Consider the following 15,774-nt stretch of genomic DNA (forward strand, 5'->3'; position numbering starts at 1 on the left):
TTGCTCCACAAAAATAAAACCGCCGGAGGATATGTCCGGCGGTCAGGAATCAGAACATCATGGACATCCACGGGTAGCCAATCAGCAGCAGGGCCGCCAGGAAGATGGCGCCGAAGATGGTGCCGAGGCGCCAGTAGTCTTTGGTTGGCAGGTAACCGCTACCGTAGTAAATCGGGCTTGGACCCGTACCGTAGGGGGTGATGATCCCCATCACGCCCAGAGAGGTCACCATCAGCAGGACGAACACTTCCATATTCATGCCCGGAATGGTGGAGGCGATAGTCAGCATCGCAGGCAGCAGCGCCGTGGTGTGCGCGGTGGTGCTGGCGAACAGATAGTGCAGCAGGTAGAACGCCAGCAGCAGCACGATGGTGGCGACACCCGGAGAAATACCGCTCATCAGCAGGCCGCCTTCTTTACCCAGCCAGCTGATAAAGCCGGTGGAGGAGAGGCCATCCGCCAGCGCCACCAGGGTGGCGAACCACACGAAGGTATTCCACGCGGCTTTGTTACCGGTGATATCGTTCCACTCCAGCACGCCGGTCCACAGCATCAGGCCAACGATCAGCAGGGCAGCCATGGCCGGTTCAATCCACGCCGCGGCGAAGATCCACATCAGCAGCGCACAGCACACGAACACCAGCAGCAGGATCTCATTGCGCGACAGTTTGCCCAGTTTTTCCAGTTCACGGGTCGCCCACAACGGTACTTCGTTGTTTACCTTCACTTCCGGCGGGTAGAACCAGTAAGCCAGCAGCGGCATGGTCAGGATCAGCAGAATACCCAGCGGCAGGAAGGCGAGGAACCAGGTCCCCCATGAGATATCAATTCCGACCGTGCTTTTTACCAGCGCCAGCGCCAGCAGGTTAGGTGCCAGAGCGGAAAGGAACATCGAGCTGGTGATACAGGCCGCGGTAATTGCCACCCACATCAGATACGAACCGATTTTGCGCGCGCTTGGGTCGTTGGGTTTTGAACCGTACAGCGGCGGCAGGTTGGCGATGATCGGGTAGATGGTCCCACCGCTGCGCGCGGTATTGGACGGGGTAAACGGGGCCAGCAGCAGGTCTGCGAAGGTAATGGCGTAACCGAGCGTCAGGCTGCGACGGCCCAGATATTTCACCAGTATCAGCGCCAGGCGGCGGCCGAAGCGGGTTTTGTCGTAGCCCGCAGCAAACATAAAGGCACCGAAGATCAGCCACACGGTGGAGTTACCAAACCCGCTGACCGCCCATTTAAAGGAGGCGCCCGCCAGCTTGAATTTTGGGTCAGCCAGCTGTTCCGGGCTAAAGAGCACCCACTGGCTGCACAGCGCAATCGCCACGACGCCGGTAAGACCGATCACGGCGCCCGGCAGCGGTTCGAAAATTAACCCGACGATGACGCCGACAAAGATGGCGAAGTAGTGCCACGCATAAGGCGGCAGCCCGTCCGGAACGGGAACAAACAACAGCAGGACGGCAACAATGACGGGCAGGGCCATCATCAGCAGGCGTTTTGCTGTTCCATTTGATGCCAGATTCGCCGCAGGAGGCGTTACAGCAGTTTTTGTTTTCATAGTTTCACGTCTTAAGTTGTCAAAAATTCGTCGTACAGCGAAAACACAAATTCGATTGCTTTATTCGTTTTGCTTTTTTTAGTTATTTAAGGTGCGTTTTTGTGTTTTCAGTAATAGCGATTTAACGCATTTTTGTTTGCGCCAAATAAAAAATGATGATGTTTTTATATTGCTCTTTTGAATGCCATAACTATTGATCACGATCAAAAAAACGGAACTGAATGACTATTTTTATATTTTTTATAATAACCACTCTGAGTAGTGTGGTTATTCGCTGATTTTACGCATTTTATGTATCAAAACTATAACATTTAAATTTTGGTGCTTTTGCTTGTTGTTGTTTTATTTGGTTTTTTGATAGTTGTGGTGTATTGGTTTGACCTTTTGTGATTTAACTTTTTTTAAATTATTGTGAACGAGTGAAACATTCCCGCTAACACCAATGTGTTATTAATGTTATCGAAGGGATTAAATAGTTTATTAACTAACGTAATGGCTTTAGAAACTAAAAAAAGCCTTATATTACTATCATGACATCGGCAAAAGACACGAAATAAAAAAATCATCCCGATAACGAATTCTTAATTTTTAAAGTTTGGAGTTTCTATTATGAGCACTAACGAACGTATTTTAAGCCCCTTCACATTACCGAATGGTACTGAACTGAAAAACCGTTTGTTAATGGCCCCGATGACAACCTGTACCGGTTATTACGATGGCACCGTGACCAGCGAGCTGGTGGAGTACTACCGCGCCCGCGCGGGCAGCATCGGCACCATCATCGTTGAGTGCTGTTTTGTTGACGATCTCGGCCTGGCGTTCCCGGGCGCAATTGGCATTGATAACGACGAGAAAATCGCCGGGCTGGCAAAAATCGCTGACGCCATCAAGTCAAAAGGCTCCAAAGCCCTGCTGCAAATCTACCACGGCGGCCGTATGGTCGACCCAAAACTGATCGGCGGTCGCACGCCGGTTGGCCCAAGCGCCGTTGCCGCGCCGCGTGACGGTGCCGCCACGCCGGTTGCCCTGACCGCGGAAGAGGTGGAAGGCATGATCGGCAAGTTTGGCGAAGCCGTGCGCCGCGCAATTCAGGCCGGGTTCGACGGCGTCGAAATCCACGGGGCGAATACCTATCTGATCCAGCAGTTCTTCTCCCCGAACTCCAACCAGCGCGACGACGAGTGGGGCGGCAGCCGCGAAAACCGCGCGAAATTCCCGCTGGCGGTGCTGGACATTACCCACAAGATGGTGCGCCAGTACGCGGACGACGCGTTTATCATTGGCTACCGTTTCTCTCCGGAAGAGCTGGAAGTCCCGGGCATTCGCTTCGAAGATACCCTGTATCTGCTGGAAAAACTGGCCGCGCGCGGGGTGGATTATCTCCACTTTTCCCTTGGCGCCGCCCTGCGTCCTTCTATCGTCGATACTCAGGACCCGACGCCACTTATCGAAAAATACTGCGCCATGCGCTCAGACACGCTGGCTCAGGTACCGGTGATGGGCGTTGGCGGCGTGGTGAATGCCACGGATGTGAATGAAGCGCTGGATCACGGTTACGACCTGATTGCCGTTGGTCGTGCCACCATCGCCTATCCGGACTGGACCGATCGCATCGCGGCGGGCGAAAGCCTGGAGCTGTTTATGGACAGTACCCGACGCGAAGAACTTAGCATCCCGGAACCGCTGTGGCGCTTCTCGCTGGTGGAAGCGATGATCCGCGACATGAGCATGGGCGAATCTAAATTCAAACCGGGCACCTTTATTGAAAAAGTGCAGGACGATGCTAACGAACTGGTGATTAACGTCAGCCTCGAAACCGATCGTATTGCCGATATCGAACTGGCCTCCGGCCCGAGTGAAGACGTCGAGTTTGTCACCAGCTTCGAAGAGATCCGTACCCGAATTCTTGATGCCAACACTCCGCACGTGGATGCTATCACCGGCGCGACCAGCCAAAGCGAGGCGGTGAAAAAAGCGGTCTCGAAGGCGATGCTGAAATCCAGCAAAGCGCTGGCGGCAGAAGAGGGCGCTGACCCGAATGAGACTAAAAGCGTGGACGTGGTGGTTGTCGGCAGCGGCGGCGCCGGTCTGGCGGCGGCGATTCAGGCTCACGACGAAGGCGCGAGCGTGCTGATCGTTGAGAAAATGCCGACTATTGGCGGGAACACCATTAAAGCCTCTGCCGGGATGAACGCGGCGGAGACCCGCTTCCAGCGCGTGAAGGGCATTCAGGACAGCAAAGAGCTGTTCTACCAGGAAAGCCTGAAAGGCGGTGGCAATAAGAACAACCCTGAACTGTTGCGTCGCTTTGTCGAGAACGCGCCGCAGGCCATCGAATGGCTGGCAACGCGCGGCATTATGCTGAACGACATCACCACCACCGGCGGGATGAGCATCGACCGTACGCACCGTCCGAAAGACGGTTCCGCAGTGGGCGGGTATCTGATCAGCGGCCTGGTGCGTAACGTCAACAAGCGCAACATCGAGGTGATGCTGGATACCTCCGTGAGCGACATCATCTTCGAAAACGGCGAAGTGACCGGCGTGCGTCTGACCACCGAAGAGAACGAAACCCTCACCGTGGCAACCAAAAGCGTGATTGTCGCAACGGGTGGCTTCAGCGCCAACAGCCAGATGGTGGTGAAATACCGTCCGGATCTGGCAGGGTTCGTTACCACTAACCACAAAGGGGCGACCGGGGGCGGTATCGCGCTGCTGGAGCGTATCGGTGCGGGCACAGTGGATATGGGCGAAATTCAGATCCACCCAACCGTTGAGCAGAAAACGTCGTATCTGATTTCCGAATCCATCCGCGGCGGCGGGGCGATTCTGGTAAACCAGCAGGGCAACCGATTCTTTAACGAAATGGAGACCCGCGATAAAGTCTCGGCGTCAATCATCGCGCTGCCGGAGAAATACGCTTACATCGTCTTTGACGAGCATGTTCGCGTCAAAAATAAAGCCGCGGATGAGTACATCGCGAAAGGGTTTGTTACCAGCGCCAGTTCGCCAAAAGCCCTGGCGGAAGCGCTGGGGATGGATCACCACCAGTTCCTGGCAACGCTGGAACGCTACAACGGCTTTGTGGAGAAACAGCACGATGACGACTTTGGACGTACCACCGCGCTGCGTGCGCCAATCAACGAAGGGCCGTTCTACGCCATTCAGATTGCACCAGGGGTTCACCACACCATGGGCGGCGTGACCATCAATACCGATACCTGCGTGCTGGACAGCAACCACAACGTATTGCCGGGAGCGTTTGCTGCGGGTGAGGTTGTCGGGGGCATCCACGGCGGTAACCGCATCGGCGGTAATGCGGTGGCAGATATCATTATTTTTGGTACGCTTGCAGGACATCAGGCGGCTATGCGTTCGAAAACACGGTAAGGCTCCTGTTTCCCCGGCGGCGCGGTGCCTGCCGGGGCTACCCCTGAGGACTCATGCAATGCCTGATAGCCATCGCGTTTACAGCTACTCCGCCGTTCTGATGGGCTCGCCCATCCTCCTGAAACTCTTTTCCCATGACGAAGCGCTTGCCTCCCGCGTGTTTCTCCTGATCAAACAGTACGAAGATCTGCTCACCGTTAACCGTGCGCACTCCCAGGTAATGGACATCAACCATGCGGCCGGTCAGCATCCGGTTGCCGTCAGTCGTCCGGTGTTTGAGCTGATCCGCTGCGCGAAAGCGGCAAGCCTGCTTAAAGACAGCGCCTTTAACCTGGCGATCGGCCCGCTGGTGAAATGCTGGAAAATTGGCTTTAAGGGGGACGCGGTACCGCCCGCGGACGAGATCGCCGCCTTGATGGGCATCACGGATCCTGCGGACGTGGTGCTGGATGAAGCCAATAGCAGCGTGTTTCTTACGCGCCAGGGAATGGAGATCGATCTGGGTGCTATTGCTAAAGGCTATATCGCCGACAGGGTGCGGGATCACCTGCATAAAGAGGGCGTTGAACTTGGGCTGATCAACCTTGGCGGCAACGTCCAGACGTTAGGTTCGCCGGAGGGCGGCTGGCGCGTCGGCCTGAAAAAACCGTTCGCCGGTGACGCGCTGATTGGCGCTATGACGGTAGAGAACCGGTCGGTGGTAACGTCAGGCACCTATGAGCGCTATTTCGAGCAGAACGGCAAACGTTATCACCACATACTTGACCCGCGCACCGGCTACCCGCTGGATAACGAACTGGACAGCGTGACGATTATTTCGCCAGACTCTCTCGACGGCGATATCTGGACCACGCTGATCTACGGCATGGGTGTGGAAAAGGGCTGCGCCGCGCTGCGTTCGCGCCCCGATATTGAAGCCATTTTTGTCACCAAAACAAAAGAAGTGGTGATCTCCTCGATGCACCACTTCCGTTTTACCCTTCTGGACGACAGCTACCGAATTACTGGCAGTACTGTTTGAGCAGTCCGACCTGTTCCGGCTGCAAACGGTAGCGATATACCGGTCGGCCGGTAGCGCCGTAATGAATGCTGGTGAACAGGATATTAATTTGCGCCAGCCAGATCAGGTATTTGCGGCAGGAGACGCGGGAAATGTTGACCGCATTCGCCAGATCGTCGGTGGAAAATTCTATCTCCGGATGGCTGTCGATCCACTGGCAAATGGTGCGCAGCGTCTGCGGCGTTAGGCCTTTCGGTAATTTTTTGCTGTCAGCCAGCTCCGGCGCGCCGCCGTGGATCAGCCTGTCGACGTCGGCCTGTTCATAATACTGATGCGATCCCATCAGGCTGCGCTTTGCCTTCCAGCCGTTCAGCGCCTCTTCAAAACGCGGGAACTGGAACGGTTTAATCAGGTAATCCACCACGCCATAGTGCATGGACGTCTGGATTGTTGCGGCGTCGGAGGCCGACGAGATCATGATGACGTCAATCGGGCGACCCGACGCGCGAATGATGGGGAGCAGATCCAGCCCGTTATCCTGCTGCATATAGACATCCAGCAGCACCAGATCGATCGGCTGGCCTGGGTTGGCGATCAACGCCTCGGCCTGGTTGAGCGTGGAAGCGACGCCGCAGCAGCTAAAACCCTCAACGCGGTTAACATACAGACGGTTGAGGTCGGCTACCATGGCGTCATCATCGACAATTAACACATTTATCACGCGATATTCCTCTCGCTATCCCAGGGGATCTGAACAAAAAATTGGGTAAATACGCCAGGTTCAGACTCGACGGTAATATCTCCGCCCAGATTCTGGATCTGCTGACGCGCAAGGAACAGCCCAACGCCGCGGTTTTCACCTTTTGTTGAGTAGCCCTTTGTAAAAATAGCCTCCAGCCGCTCGGGATCAATACCGGGACCGTCATCGCTGACCTCACCGCTCAGCCAGCCGTTCTGATAATGCAGCAGCAGGCCGATCTCGCCTTCCGGCTGGCCTTCCATCGCATCCAGGGCATTTTCGATTAAATTGCCCAGCACGGTGATCAGCACCGCAACCTGCTCTTCATTGGCGGTGTCAGGAAGCTGACTCTCCTCCGCCAGCGTCAGGGTCACTCCGGCCTCTTTGGCGCGGTTAATTTTACCCAGCAGGAAACCCGCAATGACCGGCGATTTAACTTTGCGCTGTATCGCGCCGATATCCGTCTGATAATTCTGCGCGGTCTGGATGATGTACTCCTCCAGCTTATCGTAGCGCTTCATGTGCAGCAGGCCGAGGATCACGTGCAGCTTGTTCATAAACTCATGCGTATGGGAGCGCAGGGCATCAACATAGTTGACCATGCCATCGATACGCTGCATTAACTGGCTGATTTCGGTCTTATCGCGGAAGGTGCTGATTGCCCCGATCACCTGATTCTGGCTTTTCACGGGGACCATGTTGCACAGCAGTAGCCGTCCGTTACAGCCGATCTCCTGATCCTGGCGAGCAATGCCGGTTTTCGCCACTTCCCGCAGGCTGGCCAGCAGTGGTTCGCCGCTGCTCTCGGAGTGCTCACCCGAGCTCAGGAGCAAAATCTCTCTGGCGGTGTGGTTAATCATCGTCACGCGCCCGTGCATATCCACGGCCATCACGCCTTCGCGCAGGGACTGCAACATGGCCTGGCGCTGCTCAAAGAGGGCTGAGATCTCGTAAGGCTCCAGCCCAAAGAGGATACGTTTCAGAACCCGGACCAGACCCCAGATCGCCACTGAGCTCATCAGAACGCTGAATAAGATGGTCCACACGGCGTTGAGCCGCCCGCGGGCAATCTGATCTTCAACTTTATTCAGCGAAATGCCCACCACCACCACGCCGATCTGGTCGTGCTGGTCGTCATACACGGGGGTAAAGACGCGCAGCGCTTCCGCGAGCGCGCCGCGGTTAACGGAGACATTCTCTTTCCCTTCCAGGGCGGGCGTCAGATCGTCGCCAATAAAATGCAAACCTAACAGCGCTTCGTTTGGATGGGAATAGCGGATCCCACGCAGGTCGGTGACCACGGTAAACAACAGGTCGTTGCGCTTCGTCACCGCCTCGGCTAGCGGCTGGATGATGCCAGCCTGCGGCGATTCCATCAGGCCACGCTTGATCTCCGGGCTGTCGGCCAGCGTCCGGGCGATACCCAGCGCGGTATCTTTCACGTCATCGCGCGTGGCGCGGGTGATCTGCACAGAGTAGAGCGCGAAGACCACCAGCAGCACCGAGCCGATAATCGCGCACACCATCAGCGTAACCAGCGTATTCAGCTTCATAGGGCGCTTGCGCGTCGGGGGGAAAGGCTGCAAATCGCTCATTAACACTCCGCGATGAAAAAGAAAGGGCTAATTATCGCTGATGACGGGCGTTTCATAAAGCCATGTAAAGAGAGGCGTTTCGTGAGCCTCCTCTCAGGTGACCTATATAAAACACTTTATAGTGTGTGGGTACTCATAATAAGGAGGCAGTTTATGAGCATTATGCTTACCGGTACGGCCAGGGAAAGACGGCACGCCAGCACGATGAACATCGACAGATTATCGACGCTGGATATGCTTAATGTCATACACCAGGATGACGCGCAAATCTCTTCTGCACTTACCCCACACTTAAGTATGCTGGCCCGCGTGGTGGATAACGCGGCGGCGACGCTTAGCCACGGCGGACGTCTGGTGCTGACCGGCGCGGGCGCGTCCGGACGCGTGGCTGAGCAGGCGGCAGAAGCGTTTGCGCCGGGCAAACACCCCGTCATTGCGATGACAGCAGGCGATAACGCCGGAAGCTACGCGAGCGGCGTTGCCGACCTTCAGACGATAGAATTTGGCGAGCATGACATGATGCTGGCGCTGTCCGTCAGCGGCAAAACCCCATGGGTATGGGGCGCGATGCGTCATGCGTGGTCTCTGGGCTCAACGGTTGCGCTCATTACGGAGGATGCGCAAAGTGAAGCGGCGCAGCTGGCGAGTATGGTCATTGCTCCCGATCTGGGCGCGGATGTGGTGGCCGGGTATACCAACGCTAAAGCAGGCATTGCGCAAAGCATGATCCTGCATATGATCACCACCGGTCTGGCGGTACGGACAGGACGGGTGTACAGCAACCTGCGCGTTGATCTGGAGGCAAGCAACACCAGATGGGCCGAACGACAAATTGCCATTGTGATGGAAGCGGGGGGATGTAGCCGGGCGCAGGCGAAGGCCGCGCTGGAAAGCTGTAACCACCAGTGCAAAACGGCGGTACTGATGGTGCTGACGGGTCTGAATGCCTGGAAAGCGCATGAATTGCTGGCGCAGAATAACGGGTTTGTTCGCCTGGCCTTGCAGGAAGCGCCATAACATTTCAGTGTCAAATAAAAAAAGCCCGCATCGCGGGCTTTAATTTTGATAGTGCTTAGAACTGGTAGGTCATGCCTACGCCAACGATGTCATCGGTAGAAATACCGTTGTCATTGTAGAAGGCATCATCTTCGTCCAGCAGGTTGATTTTATAATCAACGTAGGTGGAGAAGTTCTTGTTGAAGCTGTAGGTCATGCCCACGTCGATATAGTTAACCAGATCCTGGTCTACATAGTCATAACCATTGCCTGGATGATAATCGTTACCACCCAAATCGATGCCTTTAGAATAGACCCACGCCAGGGATGGACGCAGACCGAAGTCAAACTGGTACTGTGCTACGGCTTCAAAGTTCTGGGTTTTGTTGGCGATGCCATCGTTGCCGTACGGAGTCATGTTACGGGTTTCCGCATACATCATGGCCAGATAGACATCATTAGCATCGTATTTAGCGCCGATTGTCCACGCTTCCGCACGTTCACCGCCAGCATATTTGCTGAAGCGGTTATAGGTGCCAGCGCCGTAAGCGACCTGGTCGTTAGTACGGTCAGAGGAAGAATAAGCCGTACCCAGCGTCAGGCCGAAATCGAAGTCATAGGTGGTAGACATACCGAAGCCGTCGCCGTTCTGGAAACGAACATCATCATGACCGTTTTTGGTGCCTTCCTGATTTTCGTTTGCGTTAGCACCTTCGTTAGCACCCTGGTATTGCAGCGCAAAGTTCAGGCCATCGACCAGACCGAAGAAGTCATTATTACGGTAGGTCGCCACACCGTTAGTACGGCCAACCATATAGTTGTCGGTCCAGGTATAGGAGTCGCCACCAAATACCGGCAGCATATCGGTCCAGGCTTCAACGTCATACACGACGCCGTAATTACGGCCATAATCGAATGAGCCATATTCGCCGTATTTCAGGCCAGCAAAGGCCAGACGGTTAAAAGAGGTGTCGCCTGCGCCTTCGGTATCGTTAGCGTAGGTTTTATATTCCCACTGGCCGTAACCTGTCAGGTCGTTCGTGATCTGCGTTTCGCCTTTGAAACCCACCTGTACATAGGTTTCATCGCCGTCGTCGCCTGGGTTGTCGGAGAAGGTATGACGCGCATCAACCTTACCGTACAGGTCAACTTTGTTGCCGTTTTTGTTATACATTTCCGCTGCATTTGCTGCGCCAGCCATTAATAACGCGGGTACAAGAATTGCCAGAACTTTTCTTTTCATTATATATTCCCTTTAAATATAAATTGTCTGAATATATGTAATTACCCTCCGTAACTACATGGCTGATACTATTCTATGGATTATTATTTAGGTTCAAAAATAAATGTAATTAAACTGGTAAAAATATTACAAAATATTTCTTTTTATCTCTTTATTTTTCATGTGAATTAATTAATTGAAAATATAGCGGGTAATTATTATTAAGTATTTCGCAATTCTATTTATTAAAGATTTTGATTCGGATGTATTATAATTCACTCTCTTTTGAGCAACAGGATGGGATGATGGAACTTGCGCAGTGGCAGCACCGTTATGAGCGCTGGCTCGACGAAAATCATTTTACTGATGATGCGGCGCACGATATCGCCCATTTTCGCCGCGTCTGGATGACGGCGCAGGGTATTATGGCTGACGAGGATAGCGATCCGCTGGTTGTGTTGACCGCATGCTACTTCCATGACATTGTCAGCCTGCCGAAAAATCACCCGGAACGTAGCCACTCCTCGCGGCTGGCAGCGCGAAAAACGCGCGAGATCCTCAGTCGCGACTTTCCTGATTTTCCGCCGGATCGTTATGCAGCCGTTGAGCATGCTATTGAAGCGCACAGCTTCAGTGCCGGTATCGCGCCGCAAAGCCTGGAGGCCAAAATTGTGCAGGATGCCGACCGGCTGGAGGCGTTAGGCGCTATCGGCCTGGCGCGCGTCTTTGCCGTCTCCGGTGCGCTGGGCGCCGCGCTGTTTGATGCCGACGACCCGTTCGCCGTAACACGAGCGCTGGATGATAAAGCCTTCGCGCTCGACCACTTTCAGACCAAACTCCTGCGCCTGCCGGACACTATGCAAACCGCGCGGGGGCGCAAACTTGCGCGTCACAATGCCGATTTTCTGATCCAGTTTATGGCGAAGCTGAGTGCCGAATTACAGGGCGATTACCTCGGAACCGACAGCCAGATATTGACCCATTTCCGTCGCAGTGTGCGATCCTGAACTGTGGTACTCTGTTTTCTGTCTTTATTGTCCGGTTAAGAGAATGCAGGAAAATCGATCAGTGACTGTGCCCGCGCCTGAGCGGGTTGAGAAATCAACGGCAGCCGTGCAGGCACTCCTGCGTCAGCTGCTGGAAATGTATGATGCTAAAACGCTGGCAAACCAGCTGGTGGCCCATGGCGAGAGTCACTGGAGCCCGGCGATACTCAAGCGGTTGCTGATAAGCGACAGGGCAGGGCACCGCCTGAGCGACGGCGAGTTCCGTTATCTGCGCAACCTGCTGCCGCGTCCTCCTGCTGCGCATCCGAATTATGCCTTTCGATTTATCGATCTCTTTGCCGGTATCGGCGGCATTCGCCATGGCTTTGAAGCTATTGGCGGGCAGTGTGTGTTCACCAGTGAATGGAATAAACATGCCGTCCGTACCTATAAAGCCAACTGGTATTGCGACCCCGACGCGCACCAGTTCAACGCGGATATTCGTGATGTCACGCTGAGCCACAAAACTGGCGTCAGCGATGAAGAGGCCGCCGAACACATTCGCAATACCATTCCGGCGCACGATGTGCTGCTGGCAGGCTTTCCGTGTCAGCCGTTCTCGCTGGCTGGCGTGTCGAAAAAGAACGCGCTGGGACGCGCACACGGCTTTGCCTGTGATACGCAGGGCACACTGTTTTTTGACGTTGCCCGGATTATTGATGCCCGCCGCCCGGCAATTTTTGTGCTGGAGAACGTCAAGAATTTAAAGAGTCATGACGGCGGCAAAACCTTCCGCATTATCATGCAAACGCTGGATGAACTGGGTTACGACGTGGCGGATGCAGAGGATATGGGGCCGGACGATCCGAAAATTATCGACGGTAAACACTTCCTGCCACAGCACCGCGAACGTATTGTGCTGGTGGGCTTCCGCCGCGATCTCAACCTGAAAGGCGATTTTACGCTGCGTGATTTGCCTTCGCTGTATCCGGCGCGCCGCCCGACGGTAGCCGATCTGCTGGAGCCGGCCGTCGATGCAAAATTCATTCTGACCCCGGTGCTGTGGAAATACCTCTATCGCTATGCCAAAAAGCATCAGGCCAAAGGCAATGGCTTTGGGTTTGGCATGGTCAATCCGCTTAATCCTGACAGCGTGACGCGTACGCTGTCGGCGCGCTATTACAAAGATGGCGCGGAAATTCTTATCGATCGGGGCTGGGATAAGGCGCTGGGCGAAAAAGATTTCGACGATCCACAGAACCAACAGCACCGACCGCGGCGCTTAACGCCGCGCGAGTGCGCTCGCTTAATGGGCTTTGAGACGCCGCAGGGCTACAGTTTTCGCATCCCCGTGTCGGACACCCAGGCCTATCGTCAGTTTGGCAACTCGGTGGTAGTGCCCGCCTTTGCCGCCGTAGCTAAACTGCTGGCCTCACGTATCAGCAAGGCCGTTCAGCTTCGTCAGAGTGAGGCCGTCAATGGCGGACGTTCACAATAAGGCCACGCGCAGTAAAAACATGCGTGCCATCGGCACGCGTGATACCGCGATCGAAAAACGGATCGCGGGCCTCCTGACCGCCGTCGGGTTTGAATTCAGGGTTCAGGATGCCACGCTTGCCGGGCGTCCTGATTTCGTCATCGACGCGTACCAGTGCATCATCTTTACCCACGGCTGTTTCTGGCATCATCATGACTGCTATCTGTTTAAAGTCCCGGCGACACGCACCGACTTCTGGCTGGACAAAATTGGCAGGAACGTCGAGCGTGATAAACGCGATGTTTCGCAGCTTTACGCTCAGGGCTGGCGGGTGCTGATTGTCTGGGAGTGCGCGCTGCGCGGAAGAATGAAGCTGAATGACGTGGAACTGACGGAGCGGCTGGAAGAGTGGATCTGCGGCGGCGGTCAGGCCGCGCAGATCGATACCCAGGGCATTCACCCGATCACGGTTTCTCCACCTCACACGTCGTAACAATCGGTTTCGCGGGCAGCAAATATTTACCCAGCGTGACCAGCACCACGGCAAAGACAATCACGCCCAGCGCCAGCCATTCAATCGTCGACAGCACTTCGCCCGCAAAACCGGTACCCAGCAGCACGGCCACCACCGGGTTAACGTAGGCGTAGCTGGTGGCAACCGCCGGTGAGACGTTGCGGATCAGGTACATATAGGCGTTAATGGCGATAATGGAGCCAAACAGCGCCAGATACCCGACGGCCAGGAAACCTGAAAGGTCTGGCATCGCCGTCAGTTTTTCACCCGTCAACGCGGAGGCCATCAGCAGCACAATGCCTGCCGCGAGCATCTCAATGGCACCCGCCATCATCCCGGAAGGCAGCTCGATGCGGGAACCGTAGACCGAGCCGAAGGCCCAGCTCATGGAGCCGATCATGATCAGAACGGCAGCCCAGGGGTTCCCGCTCAGGTTACCGCCGCTGTTCAGCAGGATGATACCCACAAGCCCAATCGCGATGCCCAGCCATTCGAGCTTACGGGTGCGGATCCCGAAGAGACGACTAAAGCAGAGCGTAAACAGCGGCACGGTCGCGACGACCACGGCGGCGATGCCCGACGGTACGTTCTGGTGCTCGGCGACGGTTACCGCGCCATTGCCCACCGCCAGCAGCAGCAGGCCAATCAGGGCGGCGTTAAGCAAGGGACGCAGCGGCGGTAGCCTGTGGCCGCGCAGCAATAAAAATGCCATCAGCAGCACGCCGGCCGTAAGGAAACGAATACCGGCCATCATCAGCGGGGGCCAGCTTTCCACGCCTATACGAATGACAAAATAGGTGGATCCCCAGATGATATAAAGAGAAAAGAGTGCTCCAATGAGCGGTAATAAATGCCGAAAACGCATAGTCCCTCACGACGAAATAAAAAGTTCGCTCATAGTTAACGCCAAAACTATCGGGCTGGCGAGTGCTTTAATTGTGTAGTTAATGTGAAATTTTTGTTGACGTGAGGTGCCTGTTTCCGGGCGGTGAGTTTTGTTCCATACTATTCACTTAATTAGCAAAAAAAGAAGGATAGAGATTTTGGCAGGAAGTAGCTTATTAACATTGCTGGATGATATCGCCACCTTGCTGGATGACATTTCGGTTATGGGAAAACTGGCGGCGAAAAAAACCGCCGGGGTACTGGGAGATGATTTGTCGTTGAACGCGCAGCAGGTCAGCGGCGTGCGGGCGAACCGTGAGTTGCCGGTGGTGTGGGGCGTAGCGAAAGGGTCCTTTATTAACAAGGTGATCCTCGTTCCGCTGGCGTTGCTGATTAGCGCCTTTATACCCTGGGCCATTACGCCCCTGCTGATGATTGGCGGGGCGTTCCTGTGCTTCGAGGGTGCCGAAAAAGTGTTGCATATGTTCGCTGCACGCAAAGAGAAAGACACCCCGGAAATGCGCCAGCAGCGTCTGGAAGCGCTGGCCGCGCAGGATCCAAAAACGTTCGAGCGCGATAAGGTCAAAGGCGCGATCCGTACTGACTTCATCCTCTCGGCCGAAATTGTGGCGATTACGCTGGGGATCGTCTCAGAAGCCCCTCTGATGAACCAGGTGCTGATCCTGTCCGGCATTGCGATCCTCGTGACGATAGGGGTTTATGGTCTGGTCGGGCTGATCGTCAAGCTGGACGATATCGGATTCTGGCTGGAAAAAAAATCCAGCGCAATTGCGCGCGGCATCGGGAAAAGCCTGCTGGTGGTAGCGCCGTGGCTGATGAAAACCTTATCCGTGGTGGGAACCCTGGCAATGTTCCTGGTCGGCGGCGGAATTATCGTGCACGGTGTTGCTTCGCTGCATCACATGATTGAACATTTTGCGTCAGGCCAGGGAGCGGTAGTCGCTGCGATCCTGCCCACACTGCTTAACCTCGTGCTGGGCTTTATCGTCGGTCTGATTATGGTAGCCGTTGTTAAGCTGGTTGAAAAAGTACGCGGGAAATCGCATTAATTATTGCTGACCCCGGGTGCAAAAAGACTATTCCTCGTCTAAATTGAAAACGTTTCACCCTGATACAGGAGGCAGGTATGGTCTTTTTGATCAGTGATGAAGTTAAGCCTAAAAATGGTGGTCCAGGCATGATCGTCACCGGGTATTCCAGCGGAATGGTGGAGTGTCGGTGGCATGATGGATACGGCATTAAGCGGGAGGCTTTTCGTGAAGACGAGCTTCAGCCTGCTAATAAAAGGCAAAAACGCGACAAGGCTTAATCACACAACGCCCGGCCTTGCCGGGCGTTTTTACTGGCAGAAGACTTATCATATCGGATGGTGAGCGACAATCAGGGAGTGT

Annotated in this window: 13 protein-coding genes; 8 read left to right on the forward strand and 5 right to left on the reverse strand. The window is 54.9% G+C overall.

From position 1 onward, the window contains the following. Positions 1–49: 49 nt before the first annotated feature. Positions 50–1,558 carry an anion permease gene (locus tag SK53_RS02365; RefSeq protein ID WP_003859551.1) on the reverse strand — a complete coding sequence of 503 codons (1,509 nt, stop codon included), beginning with the start codon at positions 1,556–1,558 and terminating at the stop codon, positions 50–52. A gap of 609 nt (positions 1,559–2,167) precedes the next feature. On the opposite strand from SK53_RS02365, the gene SK53_RS02370 reads away from it, so the two are divergent. Both SK53_RS02370 and SK53_RS02375 read left to right on the forward strand, forming a co-directional pair. Further along, positions 2,168–4,948 carry a flavocytochrome c gene (locus SK53_RS02370; protein WP_023324913.1) on the forward strand — a complete coding sequence of 927 codons (2,781 nt, stop codon included), beginning with the start codon at positions 2,168–2,170 and terminating at the stop codon, positions 4,946–4,948. A gap of 58 nt (positions 4,949–5,006) precedes the next feature. Beyond that, the gene (locus tag SK53_RS02375) at positions 5,007–5,969 is read left to right on the forward strand and encodes an FAD:protein FMN transferase (protein WP_048208425.1); all 963 of its coding nucleotides are present in this window, start codon (positions 5,007–5,009) and stop codon (positions 5,967–5,969) included. On the opposite strand, the gene dcuR is transcribed toward SK53_RS02375, so the two are convergent. Beyond that, entirely contained in the window at positions 5,950–6,669 is a 720-nt protein-coding gene (gene dcuR, locus SK53_RS02380) for a two-component system response regulator DcuR (RefSeq protein ID WP_003859556.1), read from the reverse strand. The genes SK53_RS02375 and dcuR overlap by 20 nt on opposite strands. After that, a complete protein-coding gene (locus SK53_RS02385) occupies positions 6,666–8,282 on the reverse strand; it encodes a sensor histidine kinase (protein ID WP_045350305.1) in 1,617 nt (538 codons plus the stop codon). The genes dcuR and SK53_RS02385 overlap by 4 nt, the downstream gene beginning before the upstream one ends. 153 nt (positions 8,283–8,435) lie before the next feature. On the opposite strand from SK53_RS02385, the gene SK53_RS02390 reads away from it, so the two are divergent. Then, positions 8,436–9,299, forward strand: coding sequence for an N-acetylmuramic acid 6-phosphate etherase (locus tag SK53_RS02390; protein ID WP_003859560.1), 864 nt, complete (start codon positions 8,436–8,438; stop codon positions 9,297–9,299). 55 nt (positions 9,300–9,354) lie between these two features. Here SK53_RS02390 and ompC read toward each other — a convergent pair whose 3' ends face one another. Beyond that, on the reverse strand, positions 9,355–10,521 hold the full coding sequence (gene ompC / locus SK53_RS02395; RefSeq protein ID WP_003859562.1) for a porin OmpC: 1,167 nt from the start codon (positions 10,519–10,521) through the stop codon (positions 9,355–9,357). Positions 10,522–10,805: 284 nt separating this feature from the next. Between ompC and SK53_RS02400 the strand changes: the two genes are divergently transcribed. From SK53_RS02400 to SK53_RS02410, 3 genes are read left to right on the forward strand one after another with little or no spacing between them, the layout of a single operon-like run. Next, a complete protein-coding gene (locus SK53_RS02400) occupies positions 10,806–11,507 on the forward strand; it encodes a phosphohydrolase (RefSeq protein ID WP_045350306.1) in 702 nt (233 codons plus the stop codon). A 43-nt stretch (positions 11,508–11,550) separates the two neighbouring features. Continuing rightward, entirely contained in the window at positions 11,551–12,984 is a 1,434-nt protein-coding gene (locus SK53_RS02405; protein ID WP_057979973.1) for a DNA cytosine methyltransferase, read from the forward strand. Beyond that, the gene (locus SK53_RS02410) at positions 12,965–13,456 is read left to right on the forward strand and encodes a very short patch repair endonuclease (protein ID WP_023324908.1); all 492 of its coding nucleotides are present in this window, start codon (positions 12,965–12,967) and stop codon (positions 13,454–13,456) included. The genes SK53_RS02405 and SK53_RS02410 overlap by 20 nt, the downstream gene beginning before the upstream one ends. On the opposite strand, the gene yedA is transcribed toward SK53_RS02410, so the two are convergent. Next, on the reverse strand, positions 13,428–14,342 hold the full coding sequence (gene yedA, locus SK53_RS02415; protein WP_003859569.1) for a drug/metabolite exporter YedA: 915 nt from the start codon (positions 14,340–14,342) through the stop codon (positions 13,428–13,430). The two genes, SK53_RS02410 and yedA, sit on opposite strands and share 29 nt — an antisense overlap. Before the next feature lie 178 nt (positions 14,343–14,520). Here yedA and SK53_RS02420 point away from each other — a divergent pair, with 178 nt between their 5' ends. Together SK53_RS02420 and SK53_RS02425 are read left to right on the forward strand one after the other, a co-directional pair. Beyond that, positions 14,521–15,432, forward strand: a complete 912-nt coding sequence (locus tag SK53_RS02420; protein ID WP_048208428.1) for a DUF808 domain-containing protein — start codon at positions 14,521–14,523, stop codon at positions 15,430–15,432. A gap of 77 nt (positions 15,433–15,509) precedes the next feature. After that, entirely contained in the window at positions 15,510–15,692 is a 183-nt protein-coding gene (locus SK53_RS02425; protein WP_003859574.1) for a YodC family protein, read from the forward strand. Positions 15,693–15,774 lie beyond the last annotated feature (82 nt).

Source organism: Enterobacter sp. MGH119 (assembly GCF_001037675.1).
GTDB classification, from domain to species: Bacteria; Pseudomonadota; Gammaproteobacteria; order Enterobacterales; family Enterobacteriaceae; genus Enterobacter; species Enterobacter hormaechei_C.